Source organism: Azospirillum humicireducens (genome assembly GCF_001639105.2).
Taxonomy (GTDB): Bacteria; Pseudomonadota; Alphaproteobacteria; order Azospirillales; family Azospirillaceae; genus Azospirillum; species Azospirillum humicireducens.
The window spans coordinates 1,609,154-1,627,940 of sequence record NZ_CP015285.1 but is presented as its reverse complement, the minus strand read 5'-3'; the positions used below and the strand labels follow the sequence as shown (position 1 = coordinate 1,627,940).

Sequence of the window (18,787 nt, the reverse complement as noted above, 5' to 3'; positions counted from 1 at the left end):
CGGGGGACGGCGACGAACTGTCGGTGCCGGTGCAGTCGCGCATGCGCACTGTATTTCCACGCGATGGAATAAATCCGGAATGGAAGCCATGCATTTTGACGATTTGCCGGAAAGCCTCTGCGATTTCTAGGATTGTTCAGGCACCATAGTGTCTTCTGTTCGGCAAAAGACGCCTTCACGCAATGGGCGTCATGGCCATAACGATGAGGAAACGTTCATGAAGCGCCGTTCCTTCCTGACCTCGGCTGGCGTCGGCGTCGCCGCCAGCACGCTGGCGGCTCCCGCCATCGCGCAGTCCCAGCCGGAAATCCATTGGCGTCTGGCGTCCAGCTTTCCCAAGAGCCTGAACACCATCTATGGCGGCGCCGACACCATCGCGGCACGCGTCGCCGCGGCGACCGACGGCAAGTTCACCATCCGCGCCTTCCCTGCCGGTGAACTCGTCCCCGGCCTCCAGGTGCTGGATGCCGTGCAGAACGGCACGGTCGAATGCGGCCACACCGCCAGCTACTATTATGTCGGCAAGGATCCGACCTTCACCTTCGACGCGACGGTGCCGTTCGGCCTGAACGCCCGCCAGCAGAACGCCTGGATCTACAGCGGCGGCGGCATGCCGCTGCTGCGCGAGTTCTTCGACGGCTACGGCGTCGTGAATTTCCCGGCCGGCAACACCGGTGTGCAGATGGGCGGCTGGTTCCGCAAGGAGATCAAGACCGTCGAGGACCTGAAGGGGCTGAAGTTCCGCATCGGCGGTTTCGCCGGCCAGGTTCTGTCCAAGCTGGGCGTCGTGCCGCAGCAGATCGCCGGCGGCGACATCTATCCGTCGCTGGAAAAGGGCACCATCGACGCCGCCGAGTGGATCGGCCCCTATGACGACGAGAAGCTCGGCTTCAACAAGGTCGCCAAATATTATTACTATCCGGGCTGGTGGGAAGGCGGGCTGAACGTCTCGCTGCTGGTCAACAAGCAGCAGTGGGAACAGCTGCCCAAGCAGTACCAGGCCGTCCTGGAGGCCGCCTGCTTCGAAGCCAATTTGACCATGGCCGCCAAGTACGACGCCGAGAATCCGGCGGCGCTGAAGCGTCTGGTCGGTGGCGGCGCCCAGCTGCGTCCCTTCCCGCGCGACGTGATGGAGGCCTGCTACAAGGCCGCCACCGAGCTGTACGAGGAAACGGCGAAGACCAACCCGAAATTCGCCAAGATCTACGAACCGTGGAAGAAGTTCCGCGACGACGAGTATCTGTGGTTCCGGGTGGCCGAGAACTCCTTCGACAACTTCGCCTTCACCGCCGGCCTGAAGCGCTGACGGCACCATGAAGAACAAGGCCCCCGCGACCCGACCGGTCGCGGGGGCTTTTTCCTGGTCAGGCGTTTTCTTGTTCAGGTTGGGCGGCCGGGCGCCAGCAGGTTGGCGATCATGGTCTGCACCACCTCGTCGTTCTGGTTGAAGGTGGTGGTCTTCACCCGAAGAACGCCCTGGTCTGGCCGCTTGGCCGAGCGCCGGGCCTCCAGCACCTCCATCTCGATGCGCAGCACGTCGCCGGGACGGGTCGGGCGCGGCCAGCCGATCTGATCGACACCCATGCCGATGTAACCGCCGGCCAATTCGGCGTTGCTGCCGACGATCATGCGCATCGTCATCCCCGCGGTGTGCCAGCCGCTGGCCGCCAGCCCGCGGAACAGCGTGTCCTTCGCCGCATCCGGATCCAGGTGGAAGGGCTGGGGGTCGAACTTCTCGGCATAGGCGACGATCTCCACCGTCTCGACCGTCAGCGGCCCGCCGGTGAAGCGGTCGCCCACCGTGATGTCCTCGAAATAGCGCATCCCTCGGAACTCCGTTCGTCGTGGTGGTCAGGGCCGGTTCGGCCGGTTATGATACAGACCTGTCTCTTCCGTCCGATGGTAGAGACAGGTCTGTATCATTGTCAACGGCCATGCTTGCGGCGGGGCCGTCCTGAACGGGTGGGGGCGGATGGCAGAGACGGCAGGGGTCAGGAAGCCGGCGCGGGAGCGGATTCTCGATACGGCGGCGGAGCTGTTCTACAGCGAGGGCATCCGCGCCGTCGGCATCGACACGATCATCGCCAAGTCCGGCGTCGCGAAGATGAGCCTTTACCGCAACTTCACGTCCAAGGACGATCTGGTCTGCGCCTATCTGGAGCGCAACACCGCCCAGCATGCCGCATGGTGGGACCGGGTGACCGCCCGCCATCCCGGCGACCCGCGGGCGCAGATGAAGGCGCTGTTCGTGGCGCTCGGCCACTGGATCGACCACCCGAAATTCCAGGGCTGTCCCTTCACCACGGCCGCCGCCGAATTGCGCGATCCGGCCAACCCCGCCCATGTGCTGGCGCTGGCGCACAAGCGCATGGTCCGCGACCGCCTGCGCGCACTGGCTGCCGCGGCCGGCGCGGACGATCCGGACCGGTTGACCGGGCAACTGCAATTGTTGATGGAAGGCGCCTACGCCGCCGGCCGTGCGCTGGATCTGGGGGTGGGCAACGCGGCGGTGGCGAGTGCGGCGGCGACGCTGATCGATGCGGCCTGCGGGGCAGCCTGTGGGGCGAAGGCCATCGGCTGACATCCCGCGACCACCACGACCCCGAACGCAAAAAGCGCCGCAGGCCAGACCTGCGGCGCTTCTTCAATTCCGCCTGATGCGTCAGTCCGCGCCGATGCGGTCGCGGACCGGTTGGCCGGGACGGTAGTCCTGCAGGCGGGTGGCGCGCAGGCCCCGCATGCCGTGGCTGTCGATCAGCCGCTGCCAGGACAAGAATTCCTCCACCGACAGGGTATAGCGGCGGCAGGCCTCCTCCAGGCTGATCAGGCCGGATCGGACGCCGGCGACCACTTCCGCCTTGCGGCGCATCACCCAACGCTTGGTGTCGGGCGGGGGAAGATCGCTTTCGGTCATGGGACGCCCCTCAGGACCAATGACCGATGCACCGGCCGCAGAGTCGTCACCGGTGTCGAGTTCTATGAGTGCCATGCGCGGACGCTCCAACCCAAACTGTGGATTCCACGATTTCGGGGTACTTTAGGCGCCGGCACTTAACAAATGCCTAAACGATAGAGTTAACATTTTATCTCGGGGTAACCCTTACCCCGAACGGACAGCAGGGTTTCCGCCGTTGTCCGGCGGCCGGAGATCGCCGGCCGCGCCACCGGGGAATGTCCGCCGGCAATCGCCCTCAGTAGACCGTCGTCAGCTTGGACAGCGGGACTTCGCTGGCGCCGATGTTCAGCACGGTCTCGCCTTCCTTGTTGTTGCCGATGCCGGCCACGGTGCCGAAGGTGTAGGTGGTCGTCTTGATGGTGTCGTCCTTGACCTCCGACACCGGGGCGATGTTCATCCGGTAGGTGCCCGGCTGCACGGCGCGGCCGTTGTTGTCCTTGAAGTCCCAATTGACCGCATGCTTGGTCCCGGCGGTGGTTTCGCCCTTCATGGAGCGGACGATGTTGCCCTTGGCGTCCAGGATGTCGACGCGCACCGACTTGGCGGAGGTCGCCAGCTCGTAGCCCAGCGGAGCCTGGGTCATGCCCTGGGTGTACTGGAAGCTGTCGCCTTCGAAGGTGACCATGCGGCCGAGATAGGCCAGGTTGGTGGAGGCGGTTCCGGCGGACTGCAGCTGCACCAGCTTGTCCAGGCGGCTGTTGGTGCCGATGTTCTGCTCGACATTGGCGAAATCGACCAGCTGCTTGGTCATGTCGTTGGTATCCAGCGGCTTCAGCGGGTCCTGGTTCTTCATCTGCGTGGTCAGCATGGTGAGGAACGTCTGGAAATTGTCGCCCAGGCCCTTGGTCGCCGACGCGGTCTTCTCGGCGTCGGTCTGCGGGGTCTTGGAGGTCTCGGCCGCCGTCTTCGACCCGGTGGACTTGCCGCCCGAATAGGTGCCGTACTGGTTGACGGGCTGGCCGAAGCTGTTGGTGGTCGTGGTCATGGCGGTCGTCCTTCGTGGCTCTTGCGGCCGGTGTCTTGAAAGCGGCGGTCAGGCGGCGGGCGTGCTGCCCGGCTCAGGCGCGGATGTCGAGACGTCCGTTGCCGAGCGTCGCGGTGTAGACGGCCGTGTCGGAGGCGTCCTGGTCGGCGCCCCCGTCGAGGCCGCGCCGCCCCCCTCCGTTCCCCTTGCCGTTGCCCCGCCCGTCATTGCCGAAGGGGTTGCCTTCGCCGCGCAGGCTGAAGTTCAGGCTGTTGGAGTCCGTCTGCAGCCCAGCCTCTTGCAAGGCGCGTTCCAGACCACGGCTGTCGCGTTGCAGAAGTTCGAGGGTCTGGGCTCTTTCCACCGCGACCATCGCGCTGACCCGGCCGTCGGCGCCGATGTCCAGCTTGATGTCGATCCGCCCCAGCTCGGCCGGGTGCAGGTTGATGGTGAACTGGTCGACCTCGTCGCCGACCTGCTTCTTGATATGGACGGCGATCTGGTCATGGACGCCCATCGGCATGCCGGCGCTGCCGCGCGACGGGCGCAGCGTCGCGGCCGCCTGCGGCTGGTCGATGCCGGGAATGCTCCCGGAAATTCCGCCATGCATCCCCTCCATGGCGGCGAGCGCCGGATGGGTGTGGACACCGGCGGCGCCATGGCCGTGGCCTGCGGCGGCGCTTGCGCCTTCGAGTCCCTCCAGCGCTCCGGTCGCCCTGGCGGTGGCCGACGTGGCAACCGTTTCCGCGACGGGCGGAACCGCGGGAGCGGCAGTGGCGGCCTGCGGCATGGCCTGGGGCTGGGCATCGTTCCGGCTGCCGCCATCGGCACCGGCCTGCTTGCCACCCTGTTTCGCCTCGCCGGACTTTGCCTTGGCGGCGGCGAGCAGATCGGCGAAGCGGTCGGGCAGGGCGGCATCATCGTCCGGCAGCGCCTCCGCAGCTTCGTCGCCGCTTTGCGCACCGCCATCCACCCCGGTCACGGCGGCGGCCTGTGCCTGCCGGGCGCCGTCTCCGTTCACGGGTGTTGCATCGGTGGCGTTCTTTGCCGCGGCGTCTGCGCCGGTCTGCGCCGCATTCGGCGTTCCGGCCGCGGCCTGCGCCTGGGCAAGGCGGGCGGTGGCATCGGCGGCCCCGGCCGCCGCCGCATCGCCGCCACCCTGGCCGTCATCGCCGGCCGCGCCGGTGGCGGACTGGCCGGGCGCCGTCAATCCGGCGAGGATCAGGTCGCTGGGCTGCCGGACCGGCTGCTGCTGCGCCGGCTCCATGGCGGCGGACAGGGGCTGGTCGGCGGTCTGCTCTCCCGTCCCGGCATCCTCGGCGGACGCGTCACCGGACCCGCCCCCCTCGGCCATTGCCGCATCGCTGTCGGTCTCTGCCGCTGCTGCGTCCGCAACTGCCGTCTCCGTTCCCTCGCCTGCCTCCGCCTGATCGGCGCCGGCGGCTTCCGTGCCGGCTTTCGCCGCGTCGGACTTGCAGATGTTGGCCTTGGCGCCATCGGTTTTGGCGCCGTCGGTCTTGGCACTGTCCTTCGGCTTGTCGCCCTTGACCGGATTGCGGTCGTTCCGACCGGCCTGGACCTCGCGGTCGCCGTCCGTCCCGGCGGCTTTCGGGTCCTGCGTCCGGGCCGGCTCGGCGTCCGCATCGCTCCGGCGGGCGGTCTGGGCACGGGTGTCGCGGTTCGGATCGGGCTTCGGCTCCGCCCGGACGGGAGCATTGCGCTGCGCGTCGGCCGCGCGGGCGTCCTTCGCCTGGTTGGCGGAGTCACGGGCGGCATCGGCGGCCTGCTCGCGCTTGCGCGCGGCGGCATCGGCCAGCATGCGGTCCATCATCTTGGAAAACAGGTCGTTCTTCGCCGCCGCTCCCTGGGTCTGCTGGGATTGTGCGAGACCGTCGAACAAGGATGCGGCGATGTTGTTCGATTGGATATCCATGGAACGGCCTCTCTCGGGACGGCGGAACGCACCGACGGCGATGCGGCAGGATCAATGCAACGGGCGGGCCAGTTGCCGGACTGGCGTCGCGGAGCCGCCGGCGGGGAGTGGGGCGGCAGTTCCGGCCCCATGCCGGGACCGGGACCGGCAAAAAAATCCACCCGCAGGGTCTTTCTTGCCGTGGTGGCGAACCATCGCCGTCTTGCCGGCCGCCGCAAAGAGAAAGGCCGCCCTCCAGATCGGGAGAGCGGCCGTCCGAAAATCGGCAGTCACGGATGACGCTTGCCGGCGAGCGTCTGCTCAAAGCCGGGTGTTGAGCGCCGCCGAGGTGCGCGGTCCGCTGGGCGGCGGGGAATAGCCGCGGCCGCCGCCCATGTGCGCGGCATAGGCGGTCGCGGGCGCCTTCTGCTGGCGGGTGATCACGGTGACGACGGTATCGACCATCACCTTCTGGGCCTCGCCGCCGATCCGCAGGGCTTCGGCATTGTCGGCGGTGGCCGCATAGAGTTTGTTGGTCGCCTCCTTCAGCGCCGTCTTCAGCTCCGCCGGCAGCGCCATCAGCCCCTCGCGGTCGACGCGCAGCATGCGGCTGATCTCCTCATAGACCAGCGTCATCGGCTGCTTGTCCTTGACGATCTGGGCCAGCTCCTTCGCCGGACGGCGGGCGCGGACGGCGGTGGCCTCGCGCTCCAGCAGGGCGCTCAGGCGGCCCATCAGCTCGACAAGGGCCACAGCGCGCTCCTGCGCGTTCTTCGGCAGGTTGGCGGCCGGCTTGGGCTGCTGGGGAAAACGAACGTCGACCTTATCCATGGCTGGCCTCCTGGGCGCGAAGAAGCTCTCCGTAAACCTGATTGGCGATGCCGAAGCCGCCGCGCTGGGTGATCTGCTTGCCGAACTGCTCGATCAGCATCGGCCGGAACATCTCCTCGCCGCGCCCGCCGCCGAAGGTCTCGTCGGTGCCGATCCCCTCGAACATCGGGCCCAGCATCTGCGAGATGAACTGGCTTTCGAACTCGTTGGCCGACTTGCGCAGCTGGGCAAGCTTTGCCGGGTCCGTCTTTGCCTCCAGATCGGAAATCCGTGCCTGGGTGCGCACGCCGAAACCGGCGGAAAGGGCGGGGCTCATGGACATCAGATCACCTCGATCTCGGCTTGCAGGGCTCCGGCGGCCTTGATCGACTGGAGAATGGCGATCATGTCCCGCGGTCCCACCCCCAGCGCATTCAAGGACTGTACCAACTCCTGCAGGGTCACACCGGCATTCATCACCGCCAGGCGGTTGTTGGACTGTTCGTCGACCTGGATGTCGGTGCGCGGCACCACGGCGGTCTGGCCCTGGCTGAAGGGGCCCGGCTGGCTGACCTGCGGGGTTTCGGTGATGCGGATGGTCAGGTTGCCCTGGGCGATTGCGACGGTGGAGATGCGGACATTCTCGCCCATCACGATGACGCCGGATTTCTCGTCCACCACCACGCGGGCGACCTGGTCGGGGGTGATGCGCAGCTGTTCGATCTCCGTCACCAGCCCGACCACATCGCCGCGCCGCGTTTCCGGCACGTTGATGAGGACGGAGGACGGGTCGGTCGCCTGGGCGCGGTTGCCGCGCAGCTGGATGTTGATGGCGGTCGCCACCCGCTGGGCGGTGGTGAAGTCGGGGTTGCGCAAGGACAGGCGCAGCACCGGCAGTTCGGCCAGCGAGAACTGGATTTCCCGCTCCACGATGGCGCCGGAGGAGATGCGGCCGGAGGTCGGCACGCCGCGCGTCACGCTGGCGCCCTGGCCCTGGGCGGTGAAGCCCGACACAGCGATCGGCCCCTGCGCCACGGCATAGACCTCGCCGTCGGCGCCCATCATCGGGGTGACCAGCAGGGTGCCGCCCAGCAGGCTCTTGGCGTCGCCCATCGCCGACACGGTGACGTCGATGCGCGTGCCCTGTGCCGCATAGGCGCCCAGCGTCGCCGTCACCATCACCGCCGCCACATTCTTGGTGCGCAGGTTGGTGCCGCGGGTGTTGACGCCCATCCGCTCCAGCATGCCGGTCAGGCTCTGTTCGGTGAAGGGAGAGTTGTTCAGGCTGTCGCCGCTGCCATTCAGGCCGACCACCAGCCCATAGCCGATCAGCATGTTGTCGCGCACGCCCTCCACATCGACGATGTCCTTGATACGGGCGGAGGCGGCAAAGGCCTGTTCCGCCTGGACACCGATCGCCAGCAGGGCGGTCAGCACGACCAGGACGGCTCGGCGGCGCAGAAGGCGAAGGGCGGTGCGGATCATGACGCGGACACTCCTGAACTCGTGCCGGTTCCTATACAAATGCCGTGCCAGCGGCAGCCGGCGGCCGATTCCGGTCGTTGCCCTGAAAAACGCCCGCAAGATGACGCGTTTCGGTCACAGCCGCCCGGCAATTTTTGCCCGATTGCGGCAAGCCTTGACCGGATGTTAAGGTTGATCCATCTACAGTGCGCGCGTTTACGCATCCTTTACTGCAAACGGTTGCACGGATCATGAAAGTCGAAGGCACCGGAAACATACGCGGCAGCGGTTCGGTCCGCCGCACCGGCAAGGCCGAAGGCTCGTCCGGCGCCGCGTTCTCCAAGCAGCTGGTGGGAGAGACCGGCTCCGCCCACGGGGTCAGCGGCACTGCCGCGACTGCCGGGGTCGCGGGCGTGCTCGCCATCCAGGAGGTCGACGTCACCGACGACGCCACCGCGCGCGCGTCGCGCGGCAAGATGCGGGCGGAAGAGATGCTGGACCGGCTGGAGGAAATCCAGCACGGCCTGCTGTCCGGCACGCTGTCGGTCCAGAAGCTGGTGGATCTCGCCAAGGTGGTCCAGTCCCGCCGCGCCCAGGTCGACGACCCCGGACTGGCCGAAATTCTCGATGAAATCGATCTGCGCGCGCAGGTGGAATTGGCGAAGCTCACCTCCTGACGGAGTGGCGGCGCTCCGGCCGTCCTGCGCGCATGGGTTGGGGCGGCGGAATCGCCACGGTCACAAATCTTTTTTATTCCAAGGGCTTGTTTGGTCGTTGCAGGGGCGAACCATAGGGTTGCGGTCCTGACGTGGCGTGCCTATACTCCGCGCCGCCCGGATCACCCCTTTTTCGCTGGATGCTTTCGGATGACGTCGCCGCTTCTGCCCCAGAACTATTCCCCGTCGGAAGACGAGGAGTTCATGAACCCGATCATGCGGGAGTATTTCCGCCAGAAGCTGCTGCGCTGGCGCGCGGAACTGCTGGCGGAATCCACCGGCACGCTGAACAGCCTCCAGGAAGGCGGTATCCAGGAACCGGATATCGCCGACCGCGCCTCGGCGGAGACCGACCGCGCGCTGGAGCTGCGTACGCGTGACCGCGAACGCAAGCTGATCTCCAAGATCGACGCTGCACTGGAACGTCTCGTCGACGGCAGTTACGGCTATTGCGAGGAGACGGGCGACCCCATCTCCGTCCGCCGGCTTGATGCCCGCCCGATCGCGACGCTGAGCCTGGAAGCCCAGGAGCGGCACGAGCGGATGGAACGGACCCAGCGCGACGACTGACGTCGCGCGGACGCAAGGAACAACCGCCGGTCCCGGTCGCCGGCGGCGAAGCCCTGCATCATCGCCGCTGTCGTCACGCTGTTCTGGAAAGGCATCGGCTCTCCCGGCCGGTGCCTTTGTCATGTGTGCGGCGCCGGGCGGAACCAAAGCCGGCTTTCCAGGGTTCGGAACGGCACTGCGTGCAGCGGTTCCGACTGAAAGGCGGGCGATCCATGGACAACGAGACCTTCAATCCCGTTCTGCGCAAATTCCTGAAGCAGGTCGGCGTGACCTCCCAACGGGACATCGAGCTGGCTGTCGGGCGCGCCCTGGCGGACGGCCGGCTGGACGGGGTGACGTCGCTGCCCGTCCGCGTGGTCCTGACCGTCGACGGCATCGACCTGACGCACGAGGTCGCCGGAGATCTGTCGCTGGAACAATCGCCGCGGTAAGGGTCAGGCGGGGTGGAGTTGCGGGGTGATGCTGAGGATCGCCGCGATCATCCGGCGTTCGCTCCACGGCACGTCATGATGGGCCGTCATGAGGTGGCGGCTGTGGGGATCGCGGACCCATTCCGCCGGGAACAGGGCGATCGGCATGGCGGCACTCCGGCCGCCGCCGCCGTCATAGGGGCGGTCTTCCAGCGCGCAGGCCATTGCTCGGCACAGGTCGGCACCCACCAGGCCGCCGAGATGGCCGGTCTGGGTCGGACGGGCATTGAACTCCAGGAAGACCGGCGGGCTGCCATCCTCCGGCAGGATCGCGTCGATGCCGCCGAATCCGGAATATCCGGTCAGTTCCACCATGTATCGGGCCATGTCCATCAGCGCGGGATGGTCTCCCACCTCGATCACGGAGGCCGGACCGAAGGGCTCCGGCTGGTGATGAAGTGTGGTGAAGGCGAATCCCTCCAGCATCCGGCCCCGCAGCGCACTGAACGATACCGACGCCGCAACTCCCCGGATGAAGTCCTGCGCGACGATTCGTCCGTCGGCGGGCATCTCGACGTCGGTCTCCTGTCTGCCGGCCGTGCCCTGCGCCGCAAGCTCCAGCGCCTCCCGAGGGCAGCGGGCCAGCAGAACCCCGCGGCCGGCCGAGCTGTAGTCGCACTTCAGCAGCAGCGGCGTGCCGAGTTCGGCCAGATCGGCGATGCCGGTCCGACCCGGATCGACGACGATCTGCCGTGGCGTGCGGATGCCGGCGGCTGCTGCCTGCTCCACGCACTGCGATCGCAACGCCTCCCAGCATCGGCCGCCGTACCATGCCCCGACCATGCGGAGGCATCGCGCATCGGCGCTGTCCGCCGGCACCTTCTCCATCAAACGGTCGGCGGAGTTCAGCACTCGGACGGCGGTTTCCTCGCAGGCGATCACGATGTCGGCCCGAACCTGTGCCGCGGCCCTTGCGGCGATCACGGTCAGGTCGTCGGGACTGATGCCGGCGGGAAAGCTGTGTCTGCCATCGATGTTGTCGCTGAACTCCAGCAGCGAATTTTGCGGGCAGACCGCAAAGACGCGAAAACCCGCAGCCTTCAGGGCCGCCGGCAGCCTTGCGGTTCCGTAACGGTAGATCGCGCATGACACCAGCAGCGCCGTCGGCATGAAGACCTTCGCAATCAATAGGGGGTTCGCAATATTGTAACGCAACCGCGATGGCGCCGCAATCCGGGCACGCCCTCGAAAGGCAATCAGGCAAAGCGGGGCTGGCCATCCCATGAGGGTCGATCTCGGCGCGCATCTTGAGGAGCGGGAGGCTTTCGGCTAGGGATGTGACAGCTCCACCACCAGCCGAAAGGCCCGACCGCATGAGCGACGATCCTGATTGCCTGGGCATGTGCGCCATCGACGGCGACATCTGCACCGGTTGCGGCCGCACGCTGGACCAGATCAACGCAGCCCGTGACGATTCCGATGCGGAGGCCGAGCGGCCCGCCGGCTGACCGGCCGGGAGGATTCCCGGTTCCGGCTGTTTTCTCCTCGTCATACGACCTGCGACCGAGGAGCACCCCGATGACGGACCAGCCCACCCGGCAGCAGCCCACCCGGCAGCCTGGCGATGCCAAGCCCGACGACCGGTCCGGCAAGCCTGCCGGCGATACCGGCGAGCCTGACAGCCGCACCGAAAAAGCCCAGGAGGAAGCGGCAAAGGACCGCGCCCGCGAAGGCGGCTACCAGTAACGGACGCCGAGCCCTCAAGCCCGGCCGACCTCTTGTCGGTGCCCGCCTCCGGCGGTGGGGTCGGGCCTGGCGGAGGCGCGATGCCGTCGCGGCGCATATCGAGCTGGGGCCGGTCCACGGCAACATCGCCCCGGCACAACCCGCCGGGCGGCAACATTTTCCCGAGTGAACGTCCAGTCCAACGGACAGCAGGCGGAGGGGCCATCCCGCGTGGGAGGCGCCCTCCGCCTGCTGCCCGGTCCGGCGAGGAGCCCGGAATTCTCCTCAGAACGGCATGATGATGTCGTACAGCTGCTGGCCATAGCGCGGCTGCTGGACGTCGGTGATCTGGCCGCGGCCGCCGTAGGAGATGCGGGCCTCGGCGATCTTCTCGTAGCTGATGGTGTTCTGGGCGGTGATGTCCTCGGGACGGATCACGCCGTGGATCTGCAGGTCGCGCAGCTCGTAATTCACCCGGACCTCCTGGCGGCCCTGGATGACCAGATTGCCGTTGGGCAGAGTCTGGGTGATGAGGGCCGCCACCTTCAGCTCGATCTTCTCGTTGCGGTCGACCGACCCCTTGCCGTCATTGTTGGTGGAACTGTTCAGGTTGACGAGGTTCGATGCCGAGGCGCCCGACGGCAGCACGCGGCTCAGCGTGTCACCCTCCAGGCCGAACAGGTTCGGCATTCCGGCCGCCTCGGTGTTGGCGCGCGACCGCTTGCTCTCGTTCGACAGCTTCGCCTGGTCGGAGATGGAGATGTTGATGGTCAGGATGTCGCCGACCTTGGCGGCGCGCTGGTCCTTGAAGAAGGCCTTCGAGCCGTTCCGCCACAGCGAGTTCGGGTTGCGCTCCGTCGGCAGCGGGGTCGGCATCGGCAGGCTGATCGGCTGATAGCCGGCCTTGGCCTGCGGGTCCTGGATGCTCGACAGTTCCGGCGCCTTGCCGATGTCGGCGATGCGCGAGGCGGCGCCGCAGGCGGTCAGCGAGGTGGCGGCGGCGGCGATCATCGCGAAGCGGATCAGACGGGCGGTCTTGGTGATGGACATTGGAGCTTTCTCCTCACTGCGCGATGGTGCCGGGCTTTGCCACGGCGACGACGTTGGGGCCTGCGACCGTCGCTTCGACGATGCGGTTGGATTGGGTGTTCACGACGCGGATGACCTCGCCCTTGCCGCCGTCCTGCAGGGCCTTGCCCTGGGTGGTCAGCGTCATGGACGGCGTCGACAGGGTGATGGTGACGAGGGAACCCTTGTCGACCATGCGCGGCGATTGCAGGTCGCGCAGGCGGACGGGCTGGTTGGGGGACACGCCGCGCCGTGGCGTCATGCCGATCAGCTGGGCGTCGGTGGCGGCGGTGTCGCTGGTGGTCTGCTCGGCCCGCACGTCCAGCCAGTCGATGTCGCCCGGCCCGATGACGTCGCCGGGGATGATGCGGCGCGACAGCACCGGGATCTGCACCACGCCGAAGGCGCGGCCCGACACCGGCAGGCGGACCTGGCTGCCCGTCACCACGATCTCCGCGGCGAAGCGGCCCTGGACCGGGCTGTAATAGAGATTCTCCACCGCCAGACCGCCGGCGCCCTGGGGCGCCCGCAGCTCGACCGCGCGGCTGTCCAGCTCCATCTGGAGCCGGCCGACGGTGACGATCCGCGACAGCGCGTCCGACAGCACCGCTTCCACATGCGGCATGCCGTAGACGACATCCGGAACCGGCGCCGTCACACCCGCGCCCGGAGCCGTGGCGGCCGGCGCGGCGACCGGGGCGGTCAGCAGGGCGGCGCCGAGGATCAGGACGGGCAGGCGGCGGGTGGCGAGGTGGCGGATCATGGCGGTGGTTCCCGAATTCAAGACTGAAGCGAGGCGCCGGCAGTGCCGGCGTTACTTCATCTGGCTGGCCTGCTGCATCATCTCGTCGGTGGTCTTGATGACCTTGGAGTTCATCTCGTACGCGCGCTGGGCGGTGATCAGGGTGGTGATCTCCTGCACGACGTTGACGTTCGAGGTCTCGAGCGCGCCCTGGGTGACGCGGCCGAAGCCGGGGGCGCCGGGGTTGCCGGTCACCGCCTGGCCGGAGGCGCCGGATTCCATGAACAGGTTGTCGCCGGTGGCTTCCAGGCCGGCGGCGTTGGCGAAGGTGGCGAGCTGGAGCTGGCCGACATTCTGGGTGGCGGTCTGGCCGTCCAGCTTGATCAGCACCTCGCCCGACGAGTTGATGGAGATGTCCACCGCGTTGTTCGGGATGGTGATGTTCGGCTGGACCGGATAGCCGTCGGCGGTGACGATCATGCCTTCCGGCGACAGCTTGAAGTTGCCGGCGCGGGTGTAGGCGGTGTCGCCGCTGGGCAGCGTCACCTGGAAATAGCCCGATCCGTTGATCGCCACGTCCAGCTTGTTGTCGGTGATGTTCAGGTTGCCCTGTTCCAGAACGCGGGCCACCGCGGCGACGCGCACGCCGGCACCCACCTGCACGCCGGTCGGCACCACGGTGCCGGCATCCGACGAGGTCGAGCCGATGCGGCGGAAATTCTGGTACAGCAGGTCCTGGAATTCCGCCCGCTGCTTCTTGTAGCCGGTGGTGGTCGAGTTGGCGATGTTGTTGGAGATCGTCTCGACGTTGAGCTGCTGGGCGATCATGCCGGTGGCGCCGATGGCGAGGCTGCGCATGGTGGTCTTCTCCTCTCGTCGTCGGTCTGGTTCAGACGCTGCGGCCCAGCCGCTGAAGCATCGTGCGGATGCGCTCGTGTTCGTTGTCCATCATCCGCTGCGCGGACATGTACTGGCGCTGGAGTTCGATCATCTGCGTCATCTCGACCACTGGCTTCACGTTCGAACCCTCAAGCAATCCCTGTGCCACTTTCGTCTCGGCCGGGGCGGGCTCCGGCTGCTCGTCGGTGACGTACAGACCGTTGCCGACCTCGGTCATCAGCTGCTCGTTCTTGAAGGTGACGATGTTCAGCTTGCCGACCGGGCCCAGCTCGGTGGCGACGGTGCCGTCGCCGCTGACCTTGACGTCGCTGGTGCCGGCCGGGATGGTGATCGGCTGGCCGTTGTTGGCCAGGACCGGCAGGCCGCCGGCATCCACCAGCTGGCGCTGGTCGTTCAGGTGGAAGTTGCCGGCGCGCGTGTAGCGGGGGCCGCTGGCGGTATCGACGGTGAAGTACCCCTGGCCGGTCAGCGCCAGATCCAGCGGATTGCCGGTCTGGGTCATGGCGCCGTTGGACAGGTCGCGCACCACCGCGCGGTCCTGGACGAAGCTGACCTTCTCGTGCAGGCCCGGCTTTTCCAGGAATTCGGTGAACAGCATCCGCTGGTTCTTGTAGCCGGTCGTGTTGACGTTCGCGATGTTGTTCGAGGTCACATCCAACTGGCGCCGCAGGGCCATCTGGTGCGACAGGGCGACGTAGATCGAGTTTTCCATCTTGCGGCCTCTTCACCTTGCGAACGGATCGGGCGACAGCGTCCGACCGGCGAAAGAGGTAATGCAGGCAGCGTGCCAACTCCGCCGACCTCTTGAATTCCCGTGAGTCCGGGCAAGCAGGGGGCGATCCCGCCGGATGGGGCAGGGGATGCCGGGCAGAATCTGCCGGGATGCGGGCGTTCCTTGCCGGGTGCCGCCGGGCAAGACTCTCCCGTTCCCGCCGCAGGGGTGATGCGGCGGGGCGATGAACGGCAGCCCCGCGGCCCCGAGGGGGACGGCGGGCGGCCGGAGGCGGAGTCCGGGCGCGGTTCGGCCTTGCGCGGCCGGGCGGTGGCGGACTGCCGGGCAGCCCCAATCAAGAACCGTGCCGAAACGGCCACAACGGGGCGAAACCTGCCCGTCCGGAGTGTCCCATCAGCCACTCGAAAGGAGTTATTAACTATCCCAAAAGTAGCTTTGGCATGGACAGACGGTGGGGCGGGCGGCGGATGCCTGCACCTGTTGCGCACCTCGAACGAACCAGGATGTCATGGCTGCCGAAACCGACGCCGGGGAACTTTCGACCGACGGCCTGCCGCGGAAGAAATTCAGCGGCAAGAAGCTGGTCCTGTTCGTCGTCCTTCCCCTGGTGCTGCTGATCGGCGCCGGTGCCGGCGTTTATTTCTCCGGTTTGCTCGACAGCCTGCTGGGCAAGGAGGAACAGGCTGCCGAGGGCGAACAAGCCGCGGCCGAGGGCGATCACAAGGCGGAACCGGGCAAGCCCGATCCGCATGCGGCCCCGGTCTTCTACGACCTGCCGGACATGCTGGTGAACCTGAACACCGGCAACAAGCGCCCGGCCTTCCTGAAGATCAAGATCTCCATCCAGCTGTCGAAGCCGGAGGATGTCGGAGCGGTGGAGCATGTGCTGCCGCGCATCATCGACAACTTCCAGGTCTATCTGCGCGAGCTGCGGCTGGAGGATTTGCGCGGGTCGGCCGGCATGTACCGGTTGCGTCAGGAACTGCTGCTGCGCATCACCGCAGCCGCCTATCCGGTGAAGGTGAAGGACGTGCTGTTCAAGGAAATGCTGGTCCAGTGAGGGCCCGGTCAGGTGGGGATGGCGGCCGATGAGCGACACCGGTGAACTGAGCGAAGAGGAACGGCTTGCCGCGGAATGGGCGGCGTTGGCCGAGGACAGCGGCGATGTCGGCGATGTGGGCGGCGGCGGGTCGACCCGCGTCCTGAACCAGGACGAGATCGACAGCCTGTTGGGCTTCGACCAGGGCGGCGCCGGCGACGGCGACAACTCCGGCATCATGGCGCTGGTCAACTCGGCGCTGGTCAACTACGAACGCCTGCCGATGCTGGAGGTGGTCTTCGACCGCCTCGTCCGCATGATGTCCACCAGCTTGCGCAACTTCACCTCCGACAACGTCGAGGTCAGCCTCGACCAGATTTCCTCGGTGCGTTTCGGCGATTACCTGAACTCCATCCCGCTGCCGGCCATGCTGTCGGTCTTCAAGGCGGAGGAGTGGGACAATTACGGCCTGATGGTCGTCGATTCCGCGCTGATCTATTCCATCGTCGACGTGCTGCTGGGCGGCCGGCGCGGCACGGCGGCGATGCGCATCGAAGGCCGTCCCTACACCACCATCGAACGCAACCTCGTGGAACGCATGGTCCATGTGGTGCTGTCCGACCTGTCCGCCGCCTTCGATCCGCTGTCGCCCGTCACCTTCCGTTTCGACCGGCTGGAGACCAACCCGCGCTTTGCCACCATCGCGCGTCCCGCGAATGCGGCGGTTCTGGTCAAGCTGCGCATCGACATGGAGGATCGCGGCGGCCGGCTGGAGCTGATGATCCCCTACGCGACGCTGGAGCCGGTGCGTGAGTTGCTGCTCCAGATGTTCATGGGCGAGAAGTTCGGCCGTGACTCGATCTGGGAAACCCACCTGGCCTCCGAACTGATGGTGACGGACGTCGACCTCTCCGCCGTGCTGGACGAGGTGACGATGACCCTGCACGACGTGCTGAACTGGCGCGTCGGCACCCGCATCCTGCTGAACGCCACCCCCGACGGCGCCATCGAGCTGCGCTGCGGCGACGTGTCGATGTTCCAGGGGCGGATGGGGCGCAAGGGCGGGCACATCGCGGTCCGCCTGGAAAAGGAACTGCCCAAGCAGGAGGTCATGAGGCTATGAGTCCGCTGGTCTCCATCATCATCGATGTCGTGATGGTCGGCCTGCTGGCCGCGACCATCGCCTATGCGATCATCCTGAACCGGCAGATCATCGCCCTGCGCGAGAGCCGCGGCGAGATGGCCGAACTGATCCAGGGCCTGAACGACGCGATGGCGCGGGCGGAGACCGGCGTGCGCACGCTGAAGAAGGCGGCCAGCGACACCGGCGAGGATCTTCAGCGCACGGTGAACAAGGCGCAGACCCTGCGCGACGAGCTGGAATTCATGATCGAGGCGGCCGACGCGCTGGCCAACCGCCTGGGCGGCGTCGGCGAGCGTGACGGCGGCAGCCGGCGCGATGGCGGGCGCTCCAATGCCGTGGCCCCTGCGCTGGCCTCGCGCATCCCTGCCAAGGCGCCGCTGGTTGCCCCGCGCCCGGCCCTGCGCAGCCTGCCGGTCGAGGACGACCACGACCATGACGGCCATGCCCCGCCGCCGGCCCGGCTGGACGCGCCGCCGCGCCGCGCCGCCGCGCGCGCCGAACCCGAACCGCGCGATCCCAGCGTCCGGGACCCAATCACCAGGGACGGCGAGAGCCTGTCCAGGGCCGAACGCGAACTTCTGCAGGCGATCGAGAATGCCGGTAAGGGGCTTGGATGACCATGCGCACCAGTGACGGCAAGCCCGCCGCGGCGGGTGGCGAACCCAAGGTCGTGATCCGCCCGGCCGGTTCCGCGCCGACCGGCGTCCGCACCTCCGCCACCCTGGCGGCTCAGCAGACCCAACAGACCCAGCAGGCGCAATTGCCGGCCGTGCGTCCCGCCGCGGGCAAGGGGCCGGCGAAGAAGGGCAATGCCAAGGGCAAGGCGCGCAAGCCGGCGACGCCGCGCGTGCCGCTGACCGAGCGGCTTCGGGCGCGATTGCGCGGCTTCCGGTTCCGCCTGCTGCCGCTGACCATCTTCGTCGCGGTGATGATGCTGGGGGTCCGGGTCGGCGACCTGTGGCGCCTCGCCACCCATGACGCCCGTCTGCCGGACTTCCCGGTCAGCCTCGCCCAGGGGCCGCAAAGCTCCACTCCGGCGACGCCGCCCGCCCAGCTGCCGCCGGGCCAGCCTCCGGCCGCCACCACCAAGCCGACCGCCGGCCAGCCCGGCAAGGAGGCTCCTCCGGCTCCGGGCGGGTCGAGCGGCACGGCGAATGCGCCGGCGGCCAATGCGCCGCCGGCTCCGCTCGGCCCGATCAACAACCAGGAACTGCTTCAGCATTTCGCCGACCGCCGCGCCGAGATCGAGCGCCGCACCAAGGAGATGGAACAGCGCGAGGCCCTGCTGGCCGCCGCCGAGAAGCGGATCGACCAGAAGGTCGCGGAGATGGAGAAGACCAAGGCCGACATCCAGAAGCTGATGTCCCAGGGCGACGAGAAGCAGTCGGCCCAGCTGGAAAGCCTGGTGAAGATCTACGAGACGATGAAGCCGAAGGAAGCGGCCCGCATCTTCGAGGAGCTCGACATGCCAGTTCTGCTGGGCGTCATCCAGAAGATGAAGGAACAGAAGACCGCGCCGATCCTGGCCGCGATGGACCCGGTGAAGGCCAAGGAGGTCACCTCGGCCCTGGTCGAACGCCGCGTGCCGCTGTCGGCGACGATCACGGCGCCGAAGTAGGGACGATTTTACTTGG

General features: G+C 67.4%; 23 protein-coding genes. 11 read left to right on the top strand and 12 right to left on the bottom strand.

Annotated features, from left to right (window positions below; translation table 11 throughout):
* Positions 1-217 precede the first annotated feature (217 nt).
* The gene (locus A6A40_RS07475; RefSeq protein ID WP_063634848.1) at positions 218-1,306 is read left to right on the top strand and encodes a TRAP transporter substrate-binding protein; all 1,089 of its coding nucleotides are present in this window, start codon (positions 218-220) and stop codon (positions 1,304-1,306) included.
* A gap of 74 nt (positions 1,307-1,380) precedes the next feature.
* Here the strand turns inward: A6A40_RS07475 and A6A40_RS07470 are convergent, their stop codons facing one another.
* Positions 1,381-1,824 carry a MaoC family dehydratase gene (locus tag A6A40_RS07470; protein ID WP_063634847.1) on the bottom strand — a complete coding sequence of 148 codons (444 nt, stop codon included), beginning with the start codon at positions 1,822-1,824 and terminating at the stop codon, positions 1,381-1,383.
* Positions 1,825-1,972: 148 nt separating this feature from the next.
* On the opposite strand from A6A40_RS07470, the gene A6A40_RS07465 reads away from it, so the two are divergent.
* The gene (locus A6A40_RS07465; RefSeq protein WP_063634846.1) at positions 1,973-2,581 is read left to right on the top strand and encodes a TetR/AcrR family transcriptional regulator; all 609 of its coding nucleotides are present in this window, start codon (positions 1,973-1,975) and stop codon (positions 2,579-2,581) included.
* Between the two features lie 81 nt (positions 2,582-2,662).
* On the opposite strand, the gene sciP is transcribed toward A6A40_RS07465, so the two are convergent.
* The 6 genes from sciP to A6A40_RS07435 form a co-directional block, all read right to left on the bottom strand.
* Complete coding sequence (gene sciP / locus A6A40_RS07460) at positions 2,663-2,914, bottom strand: CtrA inhibitor SciP (RefSeq protein WP_472240249.1); 252 nt, start codon at positions 2,912-2,914, stop codon at positions 2,663-2,665.
* A gap of 277 nt (positions 2,915-3,191) precedes the next feature.
* On the bottom strand, positions 3,192-3,941 hold the full coding sequence (locus A6A40_RS07455; RefSeq protein WP_063634844.1) for a flagellar hook assembly protein FlgD: 750 nt from the start codon (positions 3,939-3,941) through the stop codon (positions 3,192-3,194).
* 73 nt (positions 3,942-4,014) lie between these two features.
* Complete coding sequence (locus A6A40_RS07450; protein WP_063634843.1) at positions 4,015-5,853, bottom strand: flagellar hook-length control protein FliK; 1,839 nt, start codon at positions 5,851-5,853, stop codon at positions 4,015-4,017.
* A gap of 300 nt (positions 5,854-6,153) precedes the next feature.
* Positions 6,154-6,663 (bottom strand): hypothetical protein, encoded by a 510-nt coding sequence (locus tag A6A40_RS07445; RefSeq protein ID WP_063634842.1) that lies wholly within the window; start codon positions 6,661-6,663, stop codon positions 6,154-6,156.
* On the bottom strand, positions 6,656-6,979 hold the full coding sequence (locus tag A6A40_RS07440; protein ID WP_082860863.1) for a rod-binding protein: 324 nt from the start codon (positions 6,977-6,979) through the stop codon (positions 6,656-6,658). Before A6A40_RS07440 ends, A6A40_RS07445 begins: the two co-directional genes overlap by 8 nt.
* A gap of 5 nt (positions 6,980-6,984) precedes the next feature.
* Complete coding sequence (locus tag A6A40_RS07435; RefSeq protein ID WP_063634840.1) at positions 6,985-8,127, bottom strand: flagellar basal body P-ring protein FlgI; 1,143 nt, start codon at positions 8,125-8,127, stop codon at positions 6,985-6,987.
* 230 nt (positions 8,128-8,357) lie between these two features.
* On the opposite strand from A6A40_RS07435, the gene A6A40_RS07430 reads away from it, so the two are divergent.
* The 3 genes from A6A40_RS07430 to A6A40_RS07420 all read left to right on the top strand — a co-directional run bounded on the left by A6A40_RS07430 (position 8,358) and on the right by A6A40_RS07420 (position 9,823).
* On the top strand, positions 8,358-8,783 hold the full coding sequence (locus A6A40_RS07430) for a flagellar assembly protein FliX (protein WP_063634839.1): 426 nt from the start codon (positions 8,358-8,360) through the stop codon (positions 8,781-8,783).
* Positions 8,784-8,972: 189 nt separating this feature from the next.
* On the top strand, positions 8,973-9,392 hold the full coding sequence (gene dksA / locus A6A40_RS07425; protein WP_012974451.1) for an RNA polymerase-binding protein DksA: 420 nt from the start codon (positions 8,973-8,975) through the stop codon (positions 9,390-9,392).
* 212 nt (positions 9,393-9,604) lie between these two features.
* Positions 9,605-9,823, top strand: a complete 219-nt coding sequence (locus A6A40_RS07420) for a DUF6494 family protein (protein WP_063634838.1) — start codon at positions 9,605-9,607, stop codon at positions 9,821-9,823.
* 3 nt (positions 9,824-9,826) lie between these two features.
* Here the strand turns inward: A6A40_RS07420 and A6A40_RS07415 are convergent, their stop codons facing one another.
* Positions 9,827-10,972, bottom strand: coding sequence for an ATP-grasp domain-containing protein (locus A6A40_RS07415; RefSeq protein WP_146191548.1), 1,146 nt, complete (start codon positions 10,970-10,972; stop codon positions 9,827-9,829).
* A gap of 203 nt (positions 10,973-11,175) precedes the next feature.
* Here A6A40_RS07415 and A6A40_RS07410 point away from each other — a divergent pair, with 203 nt between their 5' ends.
* Both A6A40_RS07410 and A6A40_RS30685 read left to right on the top strand, forming a co-directional pair.
* Positions 11,176-11,310 carry a DUF1289 domain-containing protein gene (locus A6A40_RS07410; RefSeq protein WP_082860751.1) on the top strand — a complete coding sequence of 45 codons (135 nt, stop codon included), beginning with the start codon at positions 11,176-11,178 and terminating at the stop codon, positions 11,308-11,310.
* Between the two features lie 70 nt (positions 11,311-11,380).
* Positions 11,381-11,548 carry a hypothetical protein gene (locus tag A6A40_RS30685; RefSeq protein WP_158279281.1) on the top strand — a complete coding sequence of 56 codons (168 nt, stop codon included), beginning with the start codon at positions 11,381-11,383 and terminating at the stop codon, positions 11,546-11,548.
* 264 nt (positions 11,549-11,812) lie between these two features.
* On the opposite strand, the gene flgH is transcribed toward A6A40_RS30685, so the two are convergent.
* Genes flgH through flgF form a run of 4 tightly spaced genes read right to left on the bottom strand, consistent with a single transcriptional unit; the run spans position 11,813 to position 14,949 of the window.
* Positions 11,813-12,577 carry a flagellar basal body L-ring protein FlgH gene (flgH, locus tag A6A40_RS07405; protein ID WP_174718512.1) on the bottom strand — a complete coding sequence of 255 codons (765 nt, stop codon included), beginning with the start codon at positions 12,575-12,577 and terminating at the stop codon, positions 11,813-11,815.
* Between the two features lie 13 nt (positions 12,578-12,590).
* Positions 12,591-13,358: a flagellar basal body P-ring formation chaperone FlgA gene (flgA, locus tag A6A40_RS07400; protein WP_063634836.1), complete on the bottom strand. Its 768-nt coding sequence runs from the start codon at positions 13,356-13,358 to the stop codon at positions 12,591-12,593.
* A 51-nt stretch (positions 13,359-13,409) separates the two neighbouring features.
* Positions 13,410-14,195 (bottom strand): flagellar basal-body rod protein FlgG, encoded by a 786-nt coding sequence (gene flgG / locus A6A40_RS07395; protein WP_063634835.1) that lies wholly within the window; start codon positions 14,193-14,195, stop codon positions 13,410-13,412.
* Between the two features lie 31 nt (positions 14,196-14,226).
* On the bottom strand, positions 14,227-14,949 hold the full coding sequence (gene flgF, locus A6A40_RS07390; protein WP_063634834.1) for a flagellar basal-body rod protein FlgF: 723 nt from the start codon (positions 14,947-14,949) through the stop codon (positions 14,227-14,229).
* A 529-nt stretch (positions 14,950-15,478) separates the two neighbouring features.
* Between flgF and A6A40_RS07385 the strand changes: the two genes are divergently transcribed.
* Genes A6A40_RS07385 through A6A40_RS07370 form a run of 4 tightly spaced genes read left to right on the top strand, consistent with a single transcriptional unit; the run spans position 15,479 to position 18,771 of the window.
* Positions 15,479-16,030 carry a flagellar basal body-associated FliL family protein gene (locus A6A40_RS07385; protein ID WP_063634833.1) on the top strand — a complete coding sequence of 184 codons (552 nt, stop codon included), beginning with the start codon at positions 15,479-15,481 and terminating at the stop codon, positions 16,028-16,030.
* A 28-nt stretch (positions 16,031-16,058) separates the two neighbouring features.
* A complete protein-coding gene (gene fliM / locus A6A40_RS07380; protein WP_063634832.1) occupies positions 16,059-17,132 on the top strand; it encodes a flagellar motor switch protein FliM in 1,074 nt (357 codons plus the stop codon).
* The gene (locus A6A40_RS07375) at positions 17,129-17,770 is read left to right on the top strand and encodes a DUF6468 domain-containing protein (protein ID WP_063634831.1); all 642 of its coding nucleotides are present in this window, start codon (positions 17,129-17,131) and stop codon (positions 17,768-17,770) included. The genes fliM and A6A40_RS07375 overlap by 4 nt, the downstream gene beginning before the upstream one ends.
* Positions 17,767-18,771, top strand: a complete 1,005-nt coding sequence (locus A6A40_RS07370) for a MotE family protein (RefSeq protein WP_082860750.1) — start codon at positions 17,767-17,769, stop codon at positions 18,769-18,771. The genes A6A40_RS07375 and A6A40_RS07370 overlap by 4 nt, the downstream gene beginning before the upstream one ends.
* Positions 18,772-18,787: the final 16 nt, after the last annotated feature.

Coding starts and splice junctions, on each gene's coding strand:
- A6A40_RS07475 (WP_063634848.1), top strand. CDS start 218: ATGAAGCGCCGTTCCTTCCTGACCTCGGCTGGCGTCGGCGTCGCCGCC.
- A6A40_RS07470 (WP_063634847.1), bottom strand. CDS start 1,824: ATGCGCTATTTCGAGGACATCACGGTGGGCGACCGCTTCACCGGCGGG.
- A6A40_RS07465 (WP_063634846.1), top strand. CDS start 1,973: ATGGCAGAGACGGCAGGGGTCAGGAAGCCGGCGCGGGAGCGGATTCTC.
- sciP (WP_472240249.1), bottom strand. CDS start 2,914: ATGACCGAAAGCGATCTTCCCCCGCCCGACACCAAGCGTTGGGTGATG.
- A6A40_RS07455 (WP_063634844.1), bottom strand. CDS start 3,941: ATGACCACGACCACCAACAGCTTCGGCCAGCCCGTCAACCAGTACGGC.
- A6A40_RS07450 (WP_063634843.1), bottom strand. CDS start 5,853: ATGGATATCCAATCGAACAACATCGCCGCATCCTTGTTCGACGGTCTC.
- A6A40_RS07445 (WP_063634842.1), bottom strand. CDS start 6,663: ATGGATAAGGTCGACGTTCGTTTTCCCCAGCAGCCCAAGCCGGCCGCC.
- A6A40_RS07440 (WP_082860863.1), bottom strand. CDS start 6,979: ATGAGCCCCGCCCTTTCCGCCGGTTTCGGCGTGCGCACCCAGGCACGG.
- A6A40_RS07435 (WP_063634840.1), bottom strand. CDS start 8,127: ATGATCCGCACCGCCCTTCGCCTTCTGCGCCGCCGAGCCGTCCTGGTC.
- A6A40_RS07430 (WP_063634839.1), top strand. CDS start 8,358: ATGAAAGTCGAAGGCACCGGAAACATACGCGGCAGCGGTTCGGTCCGC.
- dksA (WP_012974451.1), top strand. CDS start 8,973: ATGACGTCGCCGCTTCTGCCCCAGAACTATTCCCCGTCGGAAGACGAG.
- A6A40_RS07420 (WP_063634838.1), top strand. CDS start 9,605: ATGGACAACGAGACCTTCAATCCCGTTCTGCGCAAATTCCTGAAGCAG.
- A6A40_RS07415 (WP_146191548.1), bottom strand. CDS start 10,972: ATGCCGACGGCGCTGCTGGTGTCATGCGCGATCTACCGTTACGGAACC.
- A6A40_RS07410 (WP_082860751.1), top strand. CDS start 11,176: ATGAGCGACGATCCTGATTGCCTGGGCATGTGCGCCATCGACGGCGAC.
- A6A40_RS30685 (WP_158279281.1), top strand. CDS start 11,381: ATGACGGACCAGCCCACCCGGCAGCAGCCCACCCGGCAGCCTGGCGAT.
- flgH (WP_174718512.1), bottom strand. CDS start 12,577: ATGTCCATCACCAAGACCGCCCGTCTGATCCGCTTCGCGATGATCGCC.
- flgA (WP_063634836.1), bottom strand. CDS start 13,358: ATGATCCGCCACCTCGCCACCCGCCGCCTGCCCGTCCTGATCCTCGGC.
- flgG (WP_063634835.1), bottom strand. CDS start 14,195: ATGCGCAGCCTCGCCATCGGCGCCACCGGCATGATCGCCCAGCAGCTC.
- flgF (WP_063634834.1), bottom strand. CDS start 14,949: ATGGAAAACTCGATCTACGTCGCCCTGTCGCACCAGATGGCCCTGCGG.
- A6A40_RS07385 (WP_063634833.1), top strand. CDS start 15,479: ATGGCTGCCGAAACCGACGCCGGGGAACTTTCGACCGACGGCCTGCCG.
- fliM (WP_063634832.1), top strand. CDS start 16,059: ATGAGCGACACCGGTGAACTGAGCGAAGAGGAACGGCTTGCCGCGGAA.
- A6A40_RS07375 (WP_063634831.1), top strand. CDS start 17,129: ATGAGTCCGCTGGTCTCCATCATCATCGATGTCGTGATGGTCGGCCTG.
- A6A40_RS07370 (WP_082860750.1), top strand. CDS start 17,767: ATGACCATGCGCACCAGTGACGGCAAGCCCGCCGCGGCGGGTGGCGAA.